Source organism: Winogradskyella algicola, from assembly GCF_005869935.1.
In the GTDB taxonomy this organism is placed as follows: Bacteria; Bacteroidota; Bacteroidia; order Flavobacteriales; family Flavobacteriaceae; genus Winogradskyella; species Winogradskyella algicola.
In genome coordinates, this window is sequence record NZ_SZQF01000007.1 from 74,222 (window position 1) to 94,257 (window position 20,036).

Here is a 20,036-nt window from a genome sequence, read left to right on the forward strand (position 1 = left end):
TAAGAATGATAGAAGGACTAATAACCAACTGCAGTATCGTCGCCTCTATGATCTGCACCACCTTCTAGTGTGCCATCATCCAAAACTAAAATACCGTCCACTTTACCGATAACAGGGGAGCGCTTTAAGTTGACGGTATAGCCCAAGGCTTCTAATTCTTTAATGCGTTTGTCATCAAAAACATTTGGCTCCATTCGTATTTCATCTGGTAACCATTGATGATGAAAACGTGGAGCATCAACTGCATTTTGCATTGTAAGTCCAAATTCGTGCACATTAAGAATGGTTTGTAATACAGAGGTAATGATTGTAGATCCACCAGGTGTGCCCACCGTCATGTAGAGTTCTCCTTCCTTTTCTACAATAGTAGGTGTCATAGAGCTCAACATTCGTTTTTCTGGAGCAATGCTGTTTGCTTCTGCACCAATAAGCCCAAAGTAGTTAGGTTCGCCAGGCTTGCTGCTAAAGTCGTCCATTTCATTATTAAGAAAAAACCCTAATTCTTCGGCATACAATTTAGAACCATAAGCGCCATTTAGTGTCGTTGTTACAGCAATAGCATTACCGAATTGATCTACGATAGAGTAGTGCGTGGTTTCATCACTTTCATAACCGACAATACTACCATGCGATAAAGAGTCAGATGGAGTCGGTTTTTCAAATGAGAAATTATTCATTCTATCTTGAAGATAGACATCACTCAATAAGGTTTCTGTAGGAATGTCTACAAAATCTGGATCTCCTAAATAGTAACTTCGATCTGCATAGGCACGCTTTTCGGCTTCAACGATAACCTGAATGGTTTTTAAAGTGTTGTGACCATAATCGTTTAAATCGAAGGGTTCAATCATTTTCATGATTTGCCCTAAACAAATACCACCAGATGATGGCGGCGACATGGACGTCATGGTTAAATCGTCATACTCAAAAGTTACAGGATTTCGCCATTTGGCTTCATATTTCTTTAAATCTTCAAGTGTAATGATACTGCCTTCAGATTGAAGAAATGATACAAGTATTTCTGAAGTTTTTCCTAAGTAAAATTCATTTCTTCCATGATCAGAAATGCGCTGAAGTGTTTGCGCTAAAGCTTTATTTCTTATTGTATCTCCGGCTTTAATAGATTTATTGAATAGTATTTGTTTTTTGTTTACTTCAGTGAAAATGCTATCGTATGCAGCGAATCGCTTTGCTTGTTTTTGGGTAACAATGAAACCGTTATTTGCTAGTTCTATGATTGGTTTTAATATGGTTTTTACATCGAGCTTACCGTATTTTTGTTGGGCTTCAAAAATACCAGCAATTGTTCCTGGTACACCAATTGCCATGCTGCCAACAGTGCTTAGGTTTTTAATCACATTACCATTGTCATCGAGATACATATCTTTTGTTGCAACCAGTGGAGCTTTTTCTCTGTAATCTAGTGCACCTTTTGTGCCATCAGCTAATCTAAAAACCAAAAATCCACCACCACCAAGATTACCAGCATAAGGATAGGTTACCGCTAAAGCCATTTCTGTTGCCATCATAGCATCAAAAGCATTGCCGCCAATCTTTAGAACTTGCACACCAATCTCAGAAGCCTCTTTTCTGGCGCTAACAACCATTGCTTTTTCTGCAATAGTTCCGCGTGTATTAACCTCTGTTTTATGTTGATTTACTGCATCTTTACAAGCAATAAAACTGAATAAAATTAATAATGTTACTAAGCGGTTTTTCATAGTTGGAATTGCTTTTTTAGTTCAATTAGTTTTGAGTTGCTGTAGGCTCTTAATTCTTCAAAAAACAGGGTAAACTCATGTTCAAATTCTGAATAGTATTCTTTTAGCTCCTTAGTAGCTTCATTCATTTTAGATTTGCCTTTTGTGCGTCTGTTCATACCGTTTAGAACTTGTTGAATCCCTTCAATTTTAGCATAACTCAAAAGCCAGTTGCCTTCTATCATTAATGGTGCTAAATGTTTAAAGCGATCTGGTAAAATTTCAAAATTGTCATTAAGACTTTGGTAAAAATGGTCTATGTATTTTGCGAGAGGTATGTTGGAGTAGTGCCTCCAGTTTTTTGCTAAGAAGTGATCGTAGAAAATATCGACGATAACTCCACTATAATGCCCATAATTTTTGTGTAATCGCTTGGTGCTTTGCCTAAAGATTGGATGTGCATCTGTAAAGGTATCAATAGCTCTGTGCAATAAAATCCCAGCCTGAATCTTTTCTGGATACAATTTGTATTTACGACCTCTAATGCCGTCAGCAACAAAATTTCCGATGGTTAAGAGTTCGTCGTCTCCTGATAGATAAATGTGGGCTAGAAAATTCATAGGTCCGAATTTACAAATTCGTAATAACAAAATAGGATTAAGATATTATATTTGCTCAAAATCAAAAATCTATGACTTTAATTAAATCAATTTCAGGAATTCGTGGAACTATTGGAGGTGCTGTTGAGGACAATTTAACGCCAATTGATGCTGTAAAATTTGCAGCAGCTTACGGTACTTGGTTAAAGCAACAACGCAATAAAGACAACTACAGAGTTGTGGTTGGTAGAGATGCACGTATTTCTGGCGAAATGATTCAGAGTTTAGTAATGCATACCTTAGTTGGTATGGGAATTCATGTTATAGATTTAGGCTTATCAACCACACCAACTGTTGAGGTGGCTGTACCAATGGAACATGCAGATGGTGGTATTATTTTAACCGCAAGCCATAACCCAAAACAATGGAATGCTTTAAAATTATTGAATCATAAAGGTGAATTTTTAAATGGTGTAGAGGGCAAGAAGATTCTAGATATAGCTGCTTCTAATGATATGACTTTTGCTGAGGTGGATGACCTTGGTAAGATTACTAAAAATGATGCTTACATCGATTTACATATCGATGAGGTTTTAAACCTTCCATTAGTAAATAAAAAGGCAATTGAAGCCGCAAATTTTAAGGTTGTAGTTGATGGTGTAAATTCTACTGGTGGTATTGCGATTCCATTATTATTAGAGCGTTTAGGTGTTGAGCCTGTAAAGTTATATTGTGAGCCAACAGGTCATTTTCCACATAATCCAGAACCTTTAAAGGAGCATTTAGGTGATTTAGCAAAAGCTGTAGTAAAGGAGCATGCCGATTTTGGTATCGTGGTCGATCCAGATGTAGATCGTTTGGCGTTTATGGATGAAAAAGGCGAAATGTTTGGTGAAGAGTATACTTTAGTCGCTTGTGCAGACTATGTATTGAGTAAAAATCCAGGGAACACCGTAAGTAATATGAGTTCTACACGTGCCTTACGTGACGTTACCGAAAAGCATGGCGGAACCTATGAAGCCAGTGCTGTTGGTGAAGTAAATGTGGTAGAATTAATGAAAAAAAATAACGTAGTGATTGGTGGAGAAGGTAATGGTGGTATTATTTACCCAGAATTGCATTACGGTAGAGATGCTCTAGTAGGTGTGGCTTTATTTTTAAGCCTTTTAGCAGAGAAGAAAATTTCGGTAAGTGCATTGCGCGCCACGTATCCAAATTACTATATGAGTAAGAAGAAAATTCAATTAACACCACAATTAGATGTTGATGCCATTTTGAAGACTATGGAAACCAATTACAGTCATGAAACTTTAACAACCATAGATGGTGTGAAGATTGATTTTGCCGATAGTTGGGTACACCTCAGAAAGAGTAATACCGAACCAATAATTCGTATTTATACTGAAGCGCAGTCACAAGAGGCTGCAGATGATTTAGCAGATCGTTTTATTGCTGAAATAAAAGCTATCGCTAATATTTAGTATCTTTAAATTATGATTTCTGAAGCAACGACGCATAACACATCAACGCTTGAAGCTTATTTTGAGCAATTTAGAAAACATATTGTTGGTCAAGACCAAACCTTTGTGTCTCCTTTTGGTGAACAAAAAATAATCTATACAGATTGGACGGCTTCAGGACGTTTGTATAGACCAATCGAAGAAAAGTTACTCAATGAGTTTGGACCTTTTGTGGCCAACACGCATACCGAAACGACAGTTTCTGGTACAGCCATGACAAAAGCGTACCACAAAGCCAAACATATTATAAAAGACCATGTTAATGCCAACGAAGACGATGTGTTGATTGTTACTGGTAATGGAATGACAGGTGTGGTTAATAAATTTCAACGTATTTTGGGACTAAAAATCCCTGAAAACCTAAGAGATTATACAACTGTGCCAGATGAAATGCGACCTGTTGTTTTTATCTCACATATGGAGCACCATTCTAATCAAACCTCATGGCTAGAAACGATTGCCAAGGTAGAAGTAGTGCCACCAGACGATAACGGTTTATTCTGTTTAAATCATCTTGAAGTCTTACTAGAACAGTACAAAGACAGAACATTAAAAATTTGCTCTATTGTTGGTGGGTCTAATGTTACAGGCATACAAACACCATATCACAAAGCAGCTAAGCTTATGCATAAGCACGGAGGTGTATGTTTTGTTGATTTTGCATGTTCTGCACCTTATGTAGACATCAACATGCATCCAGAAGATGAAGACGAACAGCTTGATGCTATATTTTTCTCACCACATAAATTTTTAGGAGGACCAGGAACTTCTGGCGTGTTGGTTTTCAATAAAAAGTTATACCATAATATGGTACCAGATTGTCCGGGAGGAGGTACTGTGAGTTGGACAAATCCTTGGGGAGAACATAAATACATCGATAATATTGAAGACAGAGAAGATGGTGGTACACCAGGATTTCTTCAAACTATAAAAACAGCCTTATCTATTAAGCTGAAAGAACAAATGGGAGTTAGTAATATCCTTGAGCGCGAGCATGAGCTTATAGATATTATTTTTGATAAGCTTCAACCGATTTCAAACATAAACATACTAGCAGGACAGCATAAAGACCGCTTGGGAGTTATTTCGTTTTATATCGATGATTTGCATTACAACCTTGGTGTAAAATTACTGAACGATAGATTTGGTATACAAACTCGTGGAGGATGCAGTTGTGCTGGTACGTATGGACATTTTTTATTGCACGTAGACCAGCAAACCTCTAAAGAACTTACCGACGAGATTTCTATTGGAGATTTGGTACGTAAACCAGGTTGGATTCGTATGTCTATTCACCCAACTACTACTAATGAAGAGATTGAGTATGTTTGTAATAGTATTGTTGACTTAGCCAAAAATCACCAAGAATGGGCTAAAGATTATGAATACTCCCGATGTAATAATGAATTTATCCATAAGTCTTTAATCGACAAGCCATGTAATGCTACTAATGTAGATGGTTGGTTTAATTTAGATTAAACAATCTTTTAATCCTTAAACTTATCTGGAACTCTATTTCGATGTTTCCAGCGTTTGTGCGTCCACAGATAATATTGCGGTGCTTCATAAATTTGTTGTTCAACTAGTTTAAAGAAGATGTCTGTGATTTCGTAGTCCTTATATTCTTTTGGGTTTTCTATAATTGTCTGAAATGTGGTTTCATAGTATCCCCTTTTTAATCGTTTTACACTAAAGAATACCACAGCCATATCAAGCTTTTTAGCAAGCATTTCTGCACCAGTGTGCATCGGTACTTTTATACCCATAAATGTATTCCAGTGAAAGGCTTTATTTGCTTTTGGAGATTGATCTGAGGCAAATCCGTTAATGGTAAGTTCGCCTTTTTTCTTTGATTCTGCTAAAACAGTAAATGTTTCTTTGGTTGTAATTAAGTGTGAGTTGTATTTGGCTCTAATTCTCTTAACAAGTTTATCGAAGTGTTTATTTCTTAAGCGTTTATAGATAGCGTACCCTTTGTGTTTAATGTATGTTTGAAGTATAAAAATCCACTCCCAACTACCATAATGAGCACACATAAGCACAATACTTCTTTGTTTGTTCCCTAAATCATTTATTAATTCTACATTACTAAACTTGTAGCGTTTTTTCATTTCAGATTCAGATATTGTCATTGACTTAATTGACTCTACAATCATATCGCATAAATGATGATAAAATTGACTAGTAATAGTCACTATCTCCTTTTCGGATTTATTTGGAAATACTAGACGAAGGTTTTCTTTTACAGTAGACTTTCTATATCCGAAAATTTTATAAAGAAAAATATATAATACATCTGAGAGACCATAGAGTAATCTAAATGGTAAAATAGATATCAACCATAAAAAGGGATAAATAATAATGTAGGCAATAAGTTGCATAAAAGCGAGTTCATTCTGAAGCGCAAATATATTATATTTGATTCAATAGAAATTTTTTATGTACAATTTAGATTTTGTTACCATTATAATTATTGCAGCTAATGTTGTGATGTCTTTAAAAGGTTTTGATGATCGTTTATTTTTTGAAAAGTATAAGTTTAACGTTGGTAGTATAAAGCGTGGTGAGCAAATAAGAATGTTTAGTTCCGGTTTTTTGCATGTAGATACAACACATTTATTGTTTAATATGATAACGCTTTACTTTTTTGCAGGATATGTTATAGGTCCTCTAGGAACTTATAATTTTTTAATCATCTATTTTGCGAGTCTAATTTTTGGAAATTTATTGTCTTTATATTTTCATAAAGACGAATTTTGGTACACAGCTGTAGGTGCTAGTGGTGCTGTTACTGGAGTATTATATTCGGCAATTTTATTAGATCCAGGAATGAGTTTGTACATGTTTTTTATTCCTATTCCTATACCAGGTTATGTTTTTGGAGTTGGGTATCTATTATACTCTATCTACGGTATGAAAAACAGAATCGGAAATATTGGACACGATGCGCATTTCGGTGGTGCGGTAGGCGGCTATGCTGTTACGCTAATATTAATGCCAAGTTTATTTAAAACAGATTTGGGACACATTGGTTTGTTGGCAATACCAATTGTTATTCTTTATGTACTTTATAAAACAGGTAAATTACACTAAAATAAAAGCCTGCGATTTGCAGGCTTTAAAATCTTATTAATCATTATAAGTTTAAGGGTTGCCTAGCAACTGTCTTATTTTACGTTCTAATGCAAAGCCTCTAAGATTTTTAGCTACGATTTTACCTTCTTCATCTAATATATATGTTGCAGGTATGGACGTGATGTTATATTGTCTAGCAACAGGATCATTAAAGTACATCAAGCTTGAGACATGATTCCATTTTAAGCCATCTTTTTCAATAGCGGCTAACCAAGCTTTTTTGGGATCTTTTTGGTTTGGGGCACCATCTAATGATACACCAATGATTTCTAATCCTTTATCATGGTACTGCTCATATACCTTAACTACATTAGGATTTTCTCTTCTGCAAGGACCACACCACGCTGCCCAGAAGTCTATTATAGTTACTTTTCCTTTTAGATTATTTAAGCTTACAGTTTCACCATCTGGTGTTTGAGACTCAAAGTCTGGTGCAATTTTACCAATTTCTAGGTAAGCGGTTTTTTCATACTCCTTGTACAACTCATCTAGCTTTTGTTTTACAACTTGTCCTCGTTTAGACTCTTTTAAATCTTCTGGGAAACTTTCATATGCTTCTTTGTATTTTAGAATATCAAAACCAGCTCTACTAGATTCTAGTTGAATAAGGTTTAAACTAAAGAAACTATTACTGTTTTCTTGTACAAACTGAAGTGGATATGCTCTTTGTCTTTCCCTTAACGCTTCCATGACTTTACCAATGGAATCTCTTTGCTTTGGTGCAGGTTCTTGTCCAAGTTCTCTAAACTTGCTCATAATAGCTTCACCTTCTTCCTTAAATGCCATCATACCGTTTTGAAAGTCTTCATAACTCTTGTTAGACTCAGAACCTGTAACCTTGGACTCCATAGGAATATCTTTGTTAAAATCTATAGTTATATCACTATTCTCTAACATAAATACCACATTTCCTGGGCTTCCATCCGCAGATAAAAAATATATTCCAGGTTCCTCGACATTACCTTTGATAGTAAATTTTCCATCCATTACAACAGCAGAGTCTTTAATGATTTGCTGTCCTTTTTCATCAATTTGAGCAAGACGAATTCTTATACCATTATGTACACCTTCAGCATTACCATTTATAAGATATTCATTTGTGTTTCGTTGATTACAGCTTGCTATAGTAATTCCGATAACTAATAAAATCAGTATTCTTTTCATTTCAGTCATTTTCAATTTTTGCAATAGCAAATATAATAACATAGGGTAATTATTCTAGTATTTCAATGTGAATTAAATCTTAAATAGAACTTTTAACCTTTTAAGAATCCCATATTTTTGCAATACTTTTGTAACAAAGCAAATGACTATGCATAACGATACCATTGTGGCTTTGGCAACACCTTCTGGCAGTGGTGCCATTGCTGTTATAAGATTATCAGGTAAAGATGCTATTAAAATAGCTTCTTCATCATTTAAATCTGTTTCTGGTAAGAATCTTAGTAATCAATCTACTCATACAATTCATTTAGGACATATTGTTGATGGGAATAAAACTCTAGATGAAGTATTAGTTTCTGTATTTAAAAACCCTAATTCGTATACTGGTGAGGATGTTATCGAAGTGTCTTGTCATGGTTCGCAATATATTCAACAAGAAATCATTCAATTATTTTTGCGACAAGGATGTAGAATGGCAAATGCTGGTGAGTTTACCTTGCGTGCCTTTTTAAATGGTAAATTAGATTTAAGTCAGGCAGAGGCTGTAGCTGATTTAATAAGCAGTGATAATGAAGCATCACACCAAATTGCCATGCAACAAATGCGTGGTGGTTTTTCTTCTGAAATTGCTAAGCTACGCGAAGAACTTTTAAACTTTGCGTCTTTAATTGAATTAGAGTTAGACTTTGCCGAAGAAGATGTTGAGTTTGCAGACCGAACACAGTTTAAAGCACTTATTGAGCGTATCACTTTTGTATTGAAACGACTAATTGATTCTTTTGCAGTTGGTAACGTCATTAAAAATGGTATTCCTGTGGCGATTGTAGGCGAACCAAATGTTGGCAAATCTACATTGTTAAATGCACTTTTAAACGAAGATCGTGCTATTGTTTCTGAAATCGCAGGTACAACTAGAGATACTATTGAAGATGAAATCTCCATTGGAGGTATAGGTTTTCGTTTTATTGATACTGCAGGTATACGAGAAACAGAGGATATTGTTGAAAGTATAGGTATTAAAAAGACCTTTGAAAAGATAGAACAATCTCAAGTAACAATTTATCTTTTTGATGCAAGTAAGGCTATAGATACACTTGAGGATGTGAGGATAGAAATTGAAAAAATCAGAAATAAATATCCTCAAAAACCATTATTGGTTATTGCCAATAAGATTGATCGCTTGGATGACATACAATTGGCAAAGATTAATTCTACTATCGCAGATGTTTTATTACTTTCTGCAAAAACAGGGTTTGGTGTTGAGCAATTAACTAACTCTTTATTAAATTTAATTAATACAGGTGCTTTACGTAATAATGAAACCATAGTTACAAACACACGTCATTATGATGCCTTATTAAAAGCTTTTGAAGAAATTCAAAAAGTGCAACATGGTTTAGAAACAGGTTTGTCAGGTGATTTATTAGCCATTGATATAAGACAAGCCTTGTATCATTTTGGTGAAATTACGGGTGAGATAACCAATGATGACTTACTAGGCAATATTTTTGCAAATTTTTGTATCGGGAAGTAACTTACTTTCTTTTATTTGTTAATCCCTTATTATTGTTGACTTTATAGTGTTTTATCTTCTTTTATTTGTTGTTTATTTGCTCTTTTTTGATTAAATTTGTTGTATATCTGTTGCCTGAAATATAGAATTGTTGCCCATTTCTGTTGGCGAAGATATTGGCGAAATGATGCACCACGTTGCACCATTACGCTACATAAAGCACCATTTATGAGCAGTAATTTATTCATTCCTAAAACTTGTAAGCATTGCGGTAATGCATTTACAGCACGTACAACAGTTACTAAATACTGTGGCGATACTTGTGCAAAAAGAGCTTATAAGGCACGCAAACGTCAAGAAAAAATTCAAGCTACTCTTACTGAAGATATGCAACAGCAAAAACAAGTTGTTGAAGTTCGCAATCCTAATGCTGTAAATAACAAAGATTTTTTAAGCGTAACAGAAGCCTCACAACTGATTGGCGTGAGTAGATGGACCATTCAAAGAATGATTCAACAAGGACGTTTAAAAGCAGTTCCTTTTGGTAGAAAGCGTATTGTGGCCAGATGGCAAATAGAAAACCTTTTTAATTAATTCCATTATGAAAGTAACATTAAGACAACGCAAGAAGAACGACAAAATAAGTCTGTATTTAGATTACTATCATAAAGGCAAACGTAAAACAGAATACTTACGCTTATACCTTACACCTAATCCTAAAACCAAAACTGAAAGAGAGGTTAATAAGAAAACCAAACAATTGGCTGAAACTATATGTGCACAGCGACAAATAGAAATTCAAAATGGTATTTATGGCTTTCAAGATATTGAAAAGCTAAAAGGTAGTTTTATTACTTATATCACAGCTTTAGCAGAAAAGAAAAATACAAGCTCTGGCAATTATGGTAATTGGAATAGTATGCTAAAACATTTAAAAAAGTTTTGTCCAACAGATGTTAGTTTTCAAGATATAGACAAATCGTTTGTTGAGCGTTTCAAAGAGTATTTAGATAAAGAAGCAATAGGTAGAGCAGGTAAGCAATTGTCTCAAAATTCAAAATATTCGTATTATGGTAAATTTTCAGCGGCATTAAAACAGGCGGTCAAGGATGGAATTTTAAAAGTAAATCCTGCAAATGGTGTAGAGTATTTTAAACAAGGAGAACCTCAACGAGAATTTTTAACGCTTGATGAATTACAAAAAGCAGTTAATACAGAATGTGAACTGCCTATCTTAAAGAATGCTTTTATTTTTTCAGCTTTAACCGGATTACGTTGGTCAGATATTGAAAAACTGATATGGTCAGAAATCCAGCACTCAAAAGAAATGGGATATTATATCCGATTTAGACAAAAGAAAACTAAAGGTGTCGAAACCTTACCAATATCAGACCAAGCAAGAAATCTATTAGGAGAAAAAGGTAATCCAGACGATAAAGTATTTGATGGCTTACATTATAGTGCCTGGTCTAATTTAAAATTACAACAATGGATGATGAAGGCAGGTATTACTAAAACTATTACGTTTCATTGTGCGCGTCATACCTACGCTACCTTACAATTAACTTTGGGTACAGACATATATACTGTATCAAAATTATTAGGTCATAAAGAGTTACGAACTACACAGATATATGCCAAAGTAATTGACGATAAAAAGAAAGAAGCTGCTAACCGTATTCAACTGGATTTATAATGAAAGGAAGTATATTTTCAAGTTTGGTTTCTATAACCAATGGCTTACATAGAGATAATAGACAGGAAAAGGATTTTAAATACTTATTGTCTGATTTTAAATTGAACCAAAAAGCTAATAACGCAGTTTTTAAAGTAAACTTTAAAAAGCCTTTAAATGCGAAAAAAGAATACTATCAAAAGCTAATAATTAATGAAACAGAAAATACAGTAGCATCATTTGTAAAGGAATTTCCGAAAAATGCAACTACACCAGAAAATAAATACAGCTATACCATTCTACTTAATAAATTTGATAAGTACTTAAATGACATTGCAACTTATATCAATAAAAGAGGTATAACAACAGATTTAAATAATGATGACAATTATATCATAAACTACTTAAAAGTATCTGTAATAAGGTTGTATGCTGAACTACAAGAGCAATACGGACAATTTTCGGAAAATACAAAATTCTCAATTTCTGAAATTGCAGAAAAATACTTTAATGATGAAACTTTTGATGTTAGCTTAATAGAAAAGAACACCACTAAAAAAGTTGCTACCAAAAAAACATCAAAAACGAAAGCAACACCCAAGACTTCTTTTGGATATAAAAGTAATGACACTTCAACTTTGCTAACTGTACTTAAACAAGTAAATCTAAAAATCGATTTGTTAGATAACCGCACAACTGTTGAACATTTGCACCAATTGTTATTAGCAAAAGATTTTGCAAATACAGAATCGCAAATTTATCTTCAATGCGAAACTACACAGTTTAGTTACCTTGTAACAAAACTTAAACCATTTTTTAATGGTTTCAATCCTACCTCAATAGAACGTTCTGGAAAATTTATTACTAAAACAGGTACGCTATTAAAGGCGAATAATCTTCACAAAAACAAAATTCACAACCCAAAAGAAAAGGAAGAAATAGATAAAATCATCCAACAACTGCAATAAAAAACAGTAAGAATAGTAAGAAACCTTACTGTTGTCTTACCCTTGTTTTACACTCTTACTAAAATCGGGAAGCCAATTTTCAACCTTTGTCCTGTTCTTGAAAACCAAGAATGACATTTGGCCAGATGTCCTCATTTATTTAAAACAAAATAAACGATGGACACAAATATCATCGAAAAGTTAGACCGCATTGAAAAACTCTTATTAGAGCAACAAACAATGCAAAAGCAAGTATTAAACTTTAATGAAACTTGCAAGTATTTAGAATTATCCCAATCGCACTTGTATAAACTCACAAGTACGGGAACCATTCCACATTATAAACCGAATGGTAAAAAGATTTATTTCCAAAGAGAAGAGTTAGACCATTGGTTACTGCGTAACCGTATGAACTCAAGAGACGAAATCGAACAGCAAGCTGCCGATTACCTTATTAAGAAAGGAGCGGTGAAGTTATGACTGAAATAATCGATTTACTCTTAACGCTCTCTCAAGAAATAAAGGACATTAAAGCACGTATCGAATTGTTACGACAATCGAGAGCAGAAGTATTAAAAGATACGTGGATAGACAATCAAGATGTATTGCAGACCTTACATATAAGTAAGCGAACGCTACAAACTTTAAGAACCAATGGCACTTTGCCTTACAGCAAAGTAAAAGGTAAATTTTACTATAAAGTTGCTGACATAGAGCAATTGCTTCAAGACAACTACTACAACCATAATTTCAAGCAAGATGGAAATAAGTAGAGAAGCAATTTTAGACAAAACACATTATGGTTTAAAAATCTATGCCTATGTGTTGAGACAGTATTATCCTAATCAAACAGTCCTTTCTGTAAAAGGAAGGGACTGTGGGATAACTCGAAACCCTTTTAATGGTGGTAAAGAAACCTTACGGATTCATATTGATGGTATTATAGCAACACATCGAGATACAGAATTAGAAGCCTTTAAAGGTGATGTATTCGATTTTGCACAATATCATTTTAGAATAACCGATGAAGAAGATTTGTACCAGAAGATAAATCAAGAGCTACATCTAAATTTAGAAGTCAAGGAAAAAGACGAATTGGAATGGCTTAATGAACCAGACGATACGTGGTATGCCAACTGTAGCTTTTTTAAAGCACCTGTTCGCAATGTGTTTCCTTCGGAAACCTTGCGATTACATCAAGTATTTGCATTAATCACAAGTAATAAATACAAAAAGATTACTGAAGAATTAAGAGCAATTACCAATGTAAAAGAAGCACGTAAATTCAAAGCGAATCGCTTTGATTACGTAACACTTTCAGGAACATTTGAAAAACGAAGCGATAACAATTTGCTAAAGCATTCTAATTTATTAACCATTGATTTTGACCATTTAGAGAATCTACAAGAGTTAAGAACACAGCTCTTAAATGATGAATATTTTGAAACCGAAATGCTATTCATATCACCATCTGGCGATGGCCTAAAATGGATTATTAGAATAGATATTTCAGAAGTATCGCATTCAGAATATTTCACAGCAGTAGCAAATTACATTAAACACAATTATAACATTGAGGTTGACCAGTCAGGTAAAGACGTTTCCAGAGCGTGTTTTTTACCATATGACCCAACAGCCTTTTTACATAAAAGACATCAAGCATTATGACTAAAATATTTAACCCAAAAGATTGGTTAGAAGTTCCTAAAGAGCCAACAAAACCAAAAAGCAACACAGCAACAACTAATGTTGTTGCTGTTGCTGATAACGACATTGAATCCTACATTTCAGCAATCGAGCAATCAGGTACAGACATAACAGGAAGTTATGCCACTTGGAGAGATTTAGGCTTTGCTTTAGCAGAAGAATACAGAGAAACAGGAAGAGATTATTTCCACCGAATAAGTAAAAATTATGCAGGTTACGATGCTAAAGAGTGTGATGCACAATTCGATAAATGCTTAAACGCAAAAGGACACGGAATTACAATTGCTACCTTTTACCATTACACACATCAGTCAGGTATAAAACCGACTAAACAACAGTATAACAACGAAGTTGCAACAAACGTTGTAACTGTTGTCGATACACCCAACCAAGCAATGCCTACAATACCAGAAACGGTATATGAGAATTTGCCACAGTTTTTACAACAAGTTGTAAACCCTGCTAATGGACAGGAAGAAAAGGACATTTTATTGTTAGGCGCATTAACAGCATTTAGTGCGTGCTTTCCTAAACTCTTCGGAATCTATGACCAACGTAAAGTATTCAGCAACTTATATTTATTTGTAACCGCACCTGCTTCTGCAGGAAAAGGAAGGCTTAACCAAATTAAAAATTTGGTAGAGCCCGTTCACAAATTAAAACGAGAACAAGCCAAAGTATTAAAGCAGCAATTTCAATCAGAAACCGCTACTTACAATATGAACAAAGGCAAAGATGAAAACTTAGAAAAACCGAGTAAACCGCCAGAGCGAATGCTATTCATTCCTGCTAACAATAGTGTAACAGGCGTATATCAATTAATTTCTGATAATAAAGGCAGAGGATTAATTTTTGAAACCGAAGGCGATACGTTAGCACAAGCCTTTAAAAGCGATTATGGTAATTATTCCGATGGTTTTCGGAAAGCCTTTCATCACGAAACTATAAGCTATTATCGCAGAACGGATAGAGAATACGTAGATATTGAAAAACCCTGTTTATCAACAGTATTATCAGGTACACCTAAACAAGTGGCGACTCTAATACCCAATGCAGAAAATGGCTTATTTAGTCGCTTTATGTTTTACTATATGAATATAAAACCAACTTGGAAAAACGTGTTTCAAAATAGCAATAAAGTAGGTTTAGATGATTACTATAACCAATTAGGTAGTGAGTTTTTAGAACTGTACAAAACGCTAAAAAACAATCCAGAGATTGAAATACGATTAACCACAACTCAACAACAGCAATTCAATACCTTTTTTGAATCCTTACAGACCAAATACATCAACCTACAACCCGAAGAGTATATTGCAACAATAAGGAGATTAGGCTTAATTGCATTTAGGGTAATGATGCTATTCACAGCATTCCGCATTATGGAAGATGGTGATGTAAATGGAACTAAAGAATGTGAGGATATAGATTTTGAGAACGCTATAACCATAATTTCAATTTTAGTGAAGCACAGTAGTAAAGTATTTAATGATTTACCAATAGAGCAGAAAGCAACAAAACGTTCAAATAGAAAAGAACGCTTTTTAGAAAGTTTACCAAAACAATTTATCAGACAAGTGTATTTAGATTTAGCCACAAAACAGAACATCCCACATAAAACCGCAGAAGGATATATTACCAAATTTGTAGAAGCAGGATTAATACACAGAGAAGCACACAATAACTACTCAAATCCTGCAAAGCCGTAGTTAAGGATTTTAAGGATTTAGGGATATGATTAAATGACTTCCTCAAATCCTTAATATCCTCATTATCTGTTAATAACTACTAATATCTTTTTCTTTTCCTTTAGTTTCCTTTACTTAAATTAGACAAAATTTGACAAGTCTAAATAATTCTATTATGGAGTTTGGAGAGTACATACGCTCATTGCGTGAAAACCGCAATTTGCTATTAAGAGAAATGGCTGCAAACCTAAATATGGACGTTGCCTATTTAAGCAAAATAGAACGAGGAAATCGGATGGCAAGACGCGAACAAGTAGTTGCATTCGCTAAAGCATTAAAACAAGACGAAAACGAATTAATTAAGCTATGGATGTCCGAACAAATTGTACTAATGCTCAAAAATGAAAAAGAGAGTACGGAAATCCTCAAAATAGCTGAAGAAAAAATTAGTAAGATTGTTAAAAAGGGTAAGGATTTAAAGTAATTTATGTTTAAAGAGAATAAATATTATGGCGAGGTATGGTTTAAATCTGCAGAGGATAATAAGTGCTTTTGTGTATTAGAGTTAATTAATGATGAAGTGCACATAACGACCAATTTGTCAGAAAGATTACCTGCCTATCAAATAGAGTTAATTTATGGGGTTTTTACAGGTTTAGGCTATTTAACTTTTGTAAACTGCAAGATTAAAAACAGTAGCAATGGAATAGTAGAGACTAAAACTTATAAGCCTAAATATACGTTTGCTTGTGCATATCATTTAATTGAACCTATAGGTTTGAAAATTAATGAATTTCAAATTGACAATTTAGCAATAGTGAGTTGGGTTAGAAAAATGCATTGGTATAATTCTTTAGAAGACAAACTTGAAAAAGAGGATGACGTAGTCCACAATACGAATATTACTAAAGACTTATCTATTAAAATCACAAAATCAACATCATATACTTCTAACCACGACTTTTTTAGAATGGACAATGTTGGATATGTCGATTTTATATCAGAAAAAAAATTGAGTATTCTTGAGAGTATAGATTTATATAATTCATTTCAAAAATTATTTCATTTTTTATACGGTAAGTCTGTACAATTTAAATCTTTTAATTTTAAATGTTTAAGCTGTGGTAATTGGGCTTCGTTATATTACAAGGATGATTTCAACAAAGAAAACATATCTGGTTTTATAGCGCTTGACTATGATACTATTAAAGATGATTTGTCCAATATAATTAAGCATTGGTATAACAATGAAGGCATAAGTTATTGTGCTGATATTATTATCGAAAATTTACTCTCGGTTAAAACGAGTCATAGTAGGCGATTTACAAATTCCTATACAGCTTTCGAGGCTTATAGTTTGAAATTTGGTAATAAGATTAAGAACTCATCTTTTGCCAAAGATTTATTAGAACAAAAGCAATTATTAGTCGATATAACTAATATTCCAGAAGATGATATTAAAACATATGTATCAAAGATTGTTCGTCATCGAGATTATTTAATACATCGCACTAAAACAAAAAACAATATTTTTTCACAGTTTGAACTATTGTATATATCCTTTTTATTAGATTATTTGGTTGGTTTAGGCTTGGTGAAACAAATGGAAGTTTCTGATAAAATTATTGAAAAAATAATAGAGCGTGCTAAATCTACATACCAAGATATGCAGTCTGTAAATAGACTACTAAACAAAGATTTATTAGTTGATAACAATAATAAAGTTCAACCTTCTATGTAAAATTACAATATAATTTCATTTATGCAAGAACACCTCAAAACCAACATACTTAATTTTAAATGGCCTAATAGTGCGCCTACAATATTTTTATCATTAGAGGATATTGAAGGCAGTCATCCCATTCATAAATCTAAATTTTCAAGACAGATTAAAGAGGTGTTTCCAGACACAGACCTATCTAATACAGACCAAATATTTACAACATTTACAACAGAAACACCTAATGCACCAAGCATTAAGCTGAATTTAGTAAATGGTAGAGAATTGAGAATATATAAACAATACCTTAAACACCAATTAAGAAGCTATTTTCAATCAAAAGACTATATAGTAGTAAAAAACTTTGTTGGTGATGTACAAGTGTGGATGCCTTCTCTTAAAGGCAATACAGAACATTATAATTTGTATTACAAATTCTCATTTAAGGTACAATTTGCAAAACTCACAGACTTACCAGAGCTTATTGTATCGTATGATGGCACATCAAAAGTCCTTACAACATCTGTTAAGGATATAGAGGAAACAGAGAATATTAAGCGTTGTGTATATGGACAAAAGACTTTTAATTACCAAATGAAACTCGATACAGAGGAGAAAGAAGAATTTTATAATGCAATTGAGTTTGACCAAGCATTCCCAATATTTAGTTTACCATTAGCACGAGCATTAAATATACCTATTGAAGAACCTGTAAGACCAATTAATAAATACCAAAAATATGTAGCACTTATCAATAATTTTGCAACCAACTATCTGTTTACAGAAGATTTTAAAGCCATATTTCCATTTAAGAATGATGCTTTTATAGATGTGCCTCTCAATCGTATCAACCATATCGACCCACAAGTAGGTTTATTAGAATTTGGTAAAGACCAATATGGTAATAAAAAAACACATTTAGTGCCTAAATTGGCAATGAATAACCTCAACCCTTACAAAAGACCCAACAACCAAAACATTAAGTTTTTCTTTGTATACCATACCTCACATAAAGAAGCAATTAAAACCTTTTACAATAACCTCAAAACTGGTGTTACTGCGGATAAAAAGTATTTTAAAGGGATTGAGGCTTATGTAAATATTAAGGCTTCAACTTCTAAAGAACATTTTATTGAATTTACTAACGAAAACAACCCAATACCAGAAATAGTTGAAAAGTTAGAGAGTTTAACCTTCGACCACGATAATGTGCTTTACGCAGCTTTTTATTTAAGTCCTTTCGATAAGTTCACACAAAATCCCGAAGACCGCGAAATCTATATTCAAATCAAAGAACTGTTTTTAAATGAAGGCATTGTTACACAAGTGGTAGATTATGAAAAAATGGTGGTCAATATCGAGAATCAATACAACTTCCAATTTTCATTGCAAAATATGGCGTTAGCTATTCACGCCAAATTAGGTGGCGCACCTTGGAAACTTGCAGTAACCGATAAAAAAGAATTAGTAATAGGTGTTGGTGCATTTACCAATCAAGGCGAAAACAGACGTTATATAGCAAGTGCTTTTAGCTTTCAAAACAATGGCTTATTTAGAAAGTTCGAATATTTTGACCAAAGCGAAACAGACCTATTGGCAGGAAGTATATGTAAAGCCATTAGAGATTTTACATCGGTTGCAGAAGCAGATAAAGTAGTCATTCACTTCTATAAGGAAATGAGTTACGAGGAACTAAAACCAATTATTAGAGGGATGCATACATTAGGGTTAAAAATTCCGCTCTACATTCTAAATATCAATAAAACAGAAGCAGAAGATATTATTGCTTACGACCTTAATTGGAACAAAAAGTTAATGCCTGTAAGTGGTACATACATACGTATTAGCGAAAATCATTTTTTGTTGTTTAATAATGCACGTTACCCTAATTCACAGCGGTATGCAGATACAGATGGTTATCCGTTCCCAATAAAAATTAAGGTAAGCAGTCCAGATGAAGATGCTTTTGAAGATGCAGATGTAGTGTTAGAATTATTAACACAAGTGTATCAGTTTAGCAGATTATATTGGAAATCGCTTCGACAACAAAATGTACCAATCACAATAAAATATCCAGAAATGGTAGCACAAATAGCACCACATTTTAATAATGGCGTTCCAGACGATGCTAAAGATGCTCTATGGTTTTTGTAATTTACCAATCAATTTATTTGCAACACCATTGCATTCAATAATTTGTATATTTGTATAAATTATATGAAAATATTTGTTTCCATATCAATGTCTATTTTATTCTTTTTTCAAGGGATAAGCATAGATATGGACTTTTGTGGTCCAATTAAAGAAATTTCAAATGTAATTACCCATTATCAAGACCATAAAGTTTATGGAGACTCTTTCTTTGAATATGTAGTTGAAGATTACATTGAGAGCGATGCTAAAAATGAAGAGCATCATCATAACCCAGATAAGGAGAATACACCAGTCCATTCCCATAATCAATGTTGTCACCCTTTGGTATTAATTATTGCGAACAATAATTTGGCTTTAACCAATCTATTAAAGTTTGAAGAGAAAAAACAATATAATTTACATAAAGTAAACTTCACTTCCAGATATTTGGAATCACTTTTCCAGCCACCTAAAGTATAATTCAGTTTTTTAATGGATAGCTATATCCAATTTTGAGCCTAAAGGGTTCATTTCA

Annotated in this window: 19 protein-coding genes; 15 read left to right on the forward strand and 4 right to left on the reverse strand. The window is 33.5% G+C overall.

The window, feature by feature from the left end; genetic code table 11:
* Positions 1-17: 17 nt before the first annotated feature.
* Positions 18-1,721, reverse strand: a complete 1,704-nt coding sequence (gene ggt / locus FC091_RS11500; RefSeq protein ID WP_138434430.1) for a gamma-glutamyltransferase — start codon at positions 1,719-1,721, stop codon at positions 18-20.
* Positions 1,718-2,320, reverse strand: coding sequence for an acyl carrier protein phosphodiesterase (locus FC091_RS11505; RefSeq protein WP_138434431.1), 603 nt, complete (start codon positions 2,318-2,320; stop codon positions 1,718-1,720). The genes ggt and FC091_RS11505 overlap by 4 nt, the downstream gene beginning before the upstream one ends.
* A gap of 71 nt (positions 2,321-2,391) precedes the next feature.
* On the opposite strand from FC091_RS11505, the gene glmM reads away from it, so the two are divergent.
* Positions 2,392-3,780, forward strand: a complete 1,389-nt coding sequence (gene glmM, locus FC091_RS11510) for a phosphoglucosamine mutase (protein ID WP_138434432.1) — start codon at positions 2,392-2,394, stop codon at positions 3,778-3,780.
* Positions 3,781-3,792: 12 nt separating this feature from the next.
* Entirely contained in the window at positions 3,793-5,298 is a 1,506-nt protein-coding gene (locus FC091_RS11515) for an aminotransferase class V-fold PLP-dependent enzyme (protein WP_138434433.1), read from the forward strand.
* 8 nt (positions 5,299-5,306) lie between these two features.
* Here the strand turns inward: FC091_RS11515 and FC091_RS11520 are convergent, their stop codons facing one another.
* Entirely contained in the window at positions 5,307-6,200 is an 894-nt protein-coding gene (locus FC091_RS11520) for a lysophospholipid acyltransferase family protein (RefSeq protein ID WP_138434434.1), read from the reverse strand.
* Between the two features lie 58 nt (positions 6,201-6,258).
* Here FC091_RS11520 and FC091_RS11525 point away from each other — a divergent pair, with 58 nt between their 5' ends.
* Positions 6,259-6,912, forward strand: a complete 654-nt coding sequence (locus FC091_RS11525; RefSeq protein WP_138434435.1) for a rhomboid family intramembrane serine protease — start codon at positions 6,259-6,261, stop codon at positions 6,910-6,912.
* Positions 6,913-6,963: 51 nt separating this feature from the next.
* On the opposite strand, the gene FC091_RS11530 is transcribed toward FC091_RS11525, so the two are convergent.
* Positions 6,964-8,118: a TlpA disulfide reductase family protein gene (locus FC091_RS11530; protein WP_171032514.1), complete on the reverse strand. Its 1,155-nt coding sequence runs from the start codon at positions 8,116-8,118 to the stop codon at positions 6,964-6,966.
* 148 nt (positions 8,119-8,266) lie between these two features.
* Between FC091_RS11530 and mnmE the strand changes: the two genes are divergently transcribed.
* The 12 genes from mnmE to FC091_RS11590 all read left to right on the forward strand — a co-directional run bounded on the left by mnmE (position 8,267) and on the right by FC091_RS11590 (position 19,981).
* Positions 8,267-9,652, forward strand: coding sequence for a tRNA uridine-5-carboxymethylaminomethyl(34) synthesis GTPase MnmE (mnmE, locus tag FC091_RS11535; RefSeq protein ID WP_138434437.1), 1,386 nt, complete (start codon positions 8,267-8,269; stop codon positions 9,650-9,652).
* Positions 9,653-9,859: 207 nt separating this feature from the next.
* On the forward strand, positions 9,860-10,225 hold the full coding sequence (locus FC091_RS11540) for a helix-turn-helix domain-containing protein (RefSeq protein ID WP_013622767.1): 366 nt from the start codon (positions 9,860-9,862) through the stop codon (positions 10,223-10,225).
* Positions 10,226-10,232: 7 nt separating this feature from the next.
* The gene (locus tag FC091_RS11545) at positions 10,233-11,327 is read left to right on the forward strand and encodes a site-specific integrase (RefSeq protein WP_013622768.1); all 1,095 of its coding nucleotides are present in this window, start codon (positions 10,233-10,235) and stop codon (positions 11,325-11,327) included.
* The gene (locus FC091_RS11550) at positions 11,327-12,274 is read left to right on the forward strand and encodes a DUF6617 family protein (RefSeq protein ID WP_013622769.1); all 948 of its coding nucleotides are present in this window, start codon (positions 11,327-11,329) and stop codon (positions 12,272-12,274) included. The genes FC091_RS11545 and FC091_RS11550 overlap by 1 nt, the downstream gene beginning before the upstream one ends.
* Positions 12,275-12,430: 156 nt before the next feature.
* Positions 12,431-12,733 carry a helix-turn-helix domain-containing protein gene (locus tag FC091_RS11555; protein ID WP_013622770.1) on the forward strand — a complete coding sequence of 101 codons (303 nt, stop codon included), beginning with the start codon at positions 12,431-12,433 and terminating at the stop codon, positions 12,731-12,733.
* Positions 12,730-13,026 carry a helix-turn-helix domain-containing protein gene (locus FC091_RS11560; protein ID WP_013622771.1) on the forward strand — a complete coding sequence of 99 codons (297 nt, stop codon included), beginning with the start codon at positions 12,730-12,732 and terminating at the stop codon, positions 13,024-13,026. The genes FC091_RS11555 and FC091_RS11560 overlap by 4 nt, the downstream gene beginning before the upstream one ends.
* Positions 13,013-13,921, forward strand: coding sequence for a BT4734/BF3469 family protein (locus tag FC091_RS11565; RefSeq protein ID WP_013622772.1), 909 nt, complete (start codon positions 13,013-13,015; stop codon positions 13,919-13,921). The genes FC091_RS11560 and FC091_RS11565 overlap by 14 nt, the downstream gene beginning before the upstream one ends.
* The gene (locus tag FC091_RS11570; RefSeq protein ID WP_013622773.1) at positions 13,918-15,669 is read left to right on the forward strand and encodes a DUF3987 domain-containing protein; all 1,752 of its coding nucleotides are present in this window, start codon (positions 13,918-13,920) and stop codon (positions 15,667-15,669) included. The genes FC091_RS11565 and FC091_RS11570 overlap by 4 nt, the downstream gene beginning before the upstream one ends.
* Positions 15,670-15,799: 130 nt before the next feature.
* The gene (locus FC091_RS11575; RefSeq protein WP_171032515.1) at positions 15,800-16,132 is read left to right on the forward strand and encodes a helix-turn-helix domain-containing protein; all 333 of its coding nucleotides are present in this window, start codon (positions 15,800-15,802) and stop codon (positions 16,130-16,132) included.
* A 3-nt stretch (positions 16,133-16,135) separates the two neighbouring features.
* A complete protein-coding gene (locus FC091_RS11580; protein ID WP_138434438.1) occupies positions 16,136-17,389 on the forward strand; it encodes an ApeA N-terminal domain 1-containing protein in 1,254 nt (417 codons plus the stop codon).
* Positions 17,390-17,410: 21 nt separating this feature from the next.
* A complete protein-coding gene (locus tag FC091_RS11585) occupies positions 17,411-19,522 on the forward strand; it encodes a Piwi domain-containing protein (protein WP_138434439.1) in 2,112 nt (703 codons plus the stop codon).
* Between the two features lie 126 nt (positions 19,523-19,648).
* Positions 19,649-19,981, forward strand: a complete 333-nt coding sequence (locus tag FC091_RS11590; protein ID WP_246035891.1) for a hypothetical protein — start codon at positions 19,649-19,651, stop codon at positions 19,979-19,981.
* The last annotated feature ends 55 nt before the right edge of the window (positions 19,982-20,036 follow it).

Excerpts from the sequence above, each read along its gene's own strand:
- ggt (WP_138434430.1), bottom strand. The coding sequence starts at position 1,721 with ATGAAAAACCGCTTAGTAACATTATTAATTTTATTCAGTTTTATTGCT.
- FC091_RS11505 (WP_138434431.1), bottom strand. The coding sequence starts at position 2,320 with ATGAATTTTCTAGCCCACATTTATCTATCAGGAGACGACGAACTCTTA.
- glmM (WP_138434432.1), top strand. The coding sequence starts at position 2,392 with ATGACTTTAATTAAATCAATTTCAGGAATTCGTGGAACTATTGGAGGT.
- FC091_RS11515 (WP_138434433.1), top strand. The coding sequence starts at position 3,793 with ATGATTTCTGAAGCAACGACGCATAACACATCAACGCTTGAAGCTTAT.
- FC091_RS11520 (WP_138434434.1), bottom strand. The coding sequence starts at position 6,200 with ATGCAACTTATTGCCTACATTATTATTTATCCCTTTTTATGGTTGATA.
- FC091_RS11525 (WP_138434435.1), top strand. The coding sequence starts at position 6,259 with ATGTACAATTTAGATTTTGTTACCATTATAATTATTGCAGCTAATGTT.
- FC091_RS11530 (WP_171032514.1), bottom strand. The coding sequence starts at position 8,118 with ATGAAAAGAATACTGATTTTATTAGTTATCGGAATTACTATAGCAAGC.
- mnmE (WP_138434437.1), top strand. The coding sequence starts at position 8,267 with ATGCATAACGATACCATTGTGGCTTTGGCAACACCTTCTGGCAGTGGT.
- FC091_RS11540 (WP_013622767.1), top strand. The coding sequence starts at position 9,860 with ATGAGCAGTAATTTATTCATTCCTAAAACTTGTAAGCATTGCGGTAAT.
- FC091_RS11545 (WP_013622768.1), top strand. The coding sequence starts at position 10,233 with ATGAAAGTAACATTAAGACAACGCAAGAAGAACGACAAAATAAGTCTG.
- FC091_RS11550 (WP_013622769.1), top strand. The coding sequence starts at position 11,327 with ATGAAAGGAAGTATATTTTCAAGTTTGGTTTCTATAACCAATGGCTTA.
- FC091_RS11555 (WP_013622770.1), top strand. The coding sequence starts at position 12,431 with ATGGACACAAATATCATCGAAAAGTTAGACCGCATTGAAAAACTCTTA.
- FC091_RS11560 (WP_013622771.1), top strand. The coding sequence starts at position 12,730 with ATGACTGAAATAATCGATTTACTCTTAACGCTCTCTCAAGAAATAAAG.
- FC091_RS11565 (WP_013622772.1), top strand. The coding sequence starts at position 13,013 with ATGGAAATAAGTAGAGAAGCAATTTTAGACAAAACACATTATGGTTTA.
- FC091_RS11570 (WP_013622773.1), top strand. The coding sequence starts at position 13,918 with ATGACTAAAATATTTAACCCAAAAGATTGGTTAGAAGTTCCTAAAGAG.
- FC091_RS11580 (WP_138434438.1), top strand. The coding sequence starts at position 16,136 with ATGTTTAAAGAGAATAAATATTATGGCGAGGTATGGTTTAAATCTGCA.
- FC091_RS11585 (WP_138434439.1), top strand. The coding sequence starts at position 17,411 with ATGCAAGAACACCTCAAAACCAACATACTTAATTTTAAATGGCCTAAT.
- FC091_RS11590 (WP_246035891.1), top strand. The coding sequence starts at position 19,649 with ATGGACTTTTGTGGTCCAATTAAAGAAATTTCAAATGTAATTACCCAT.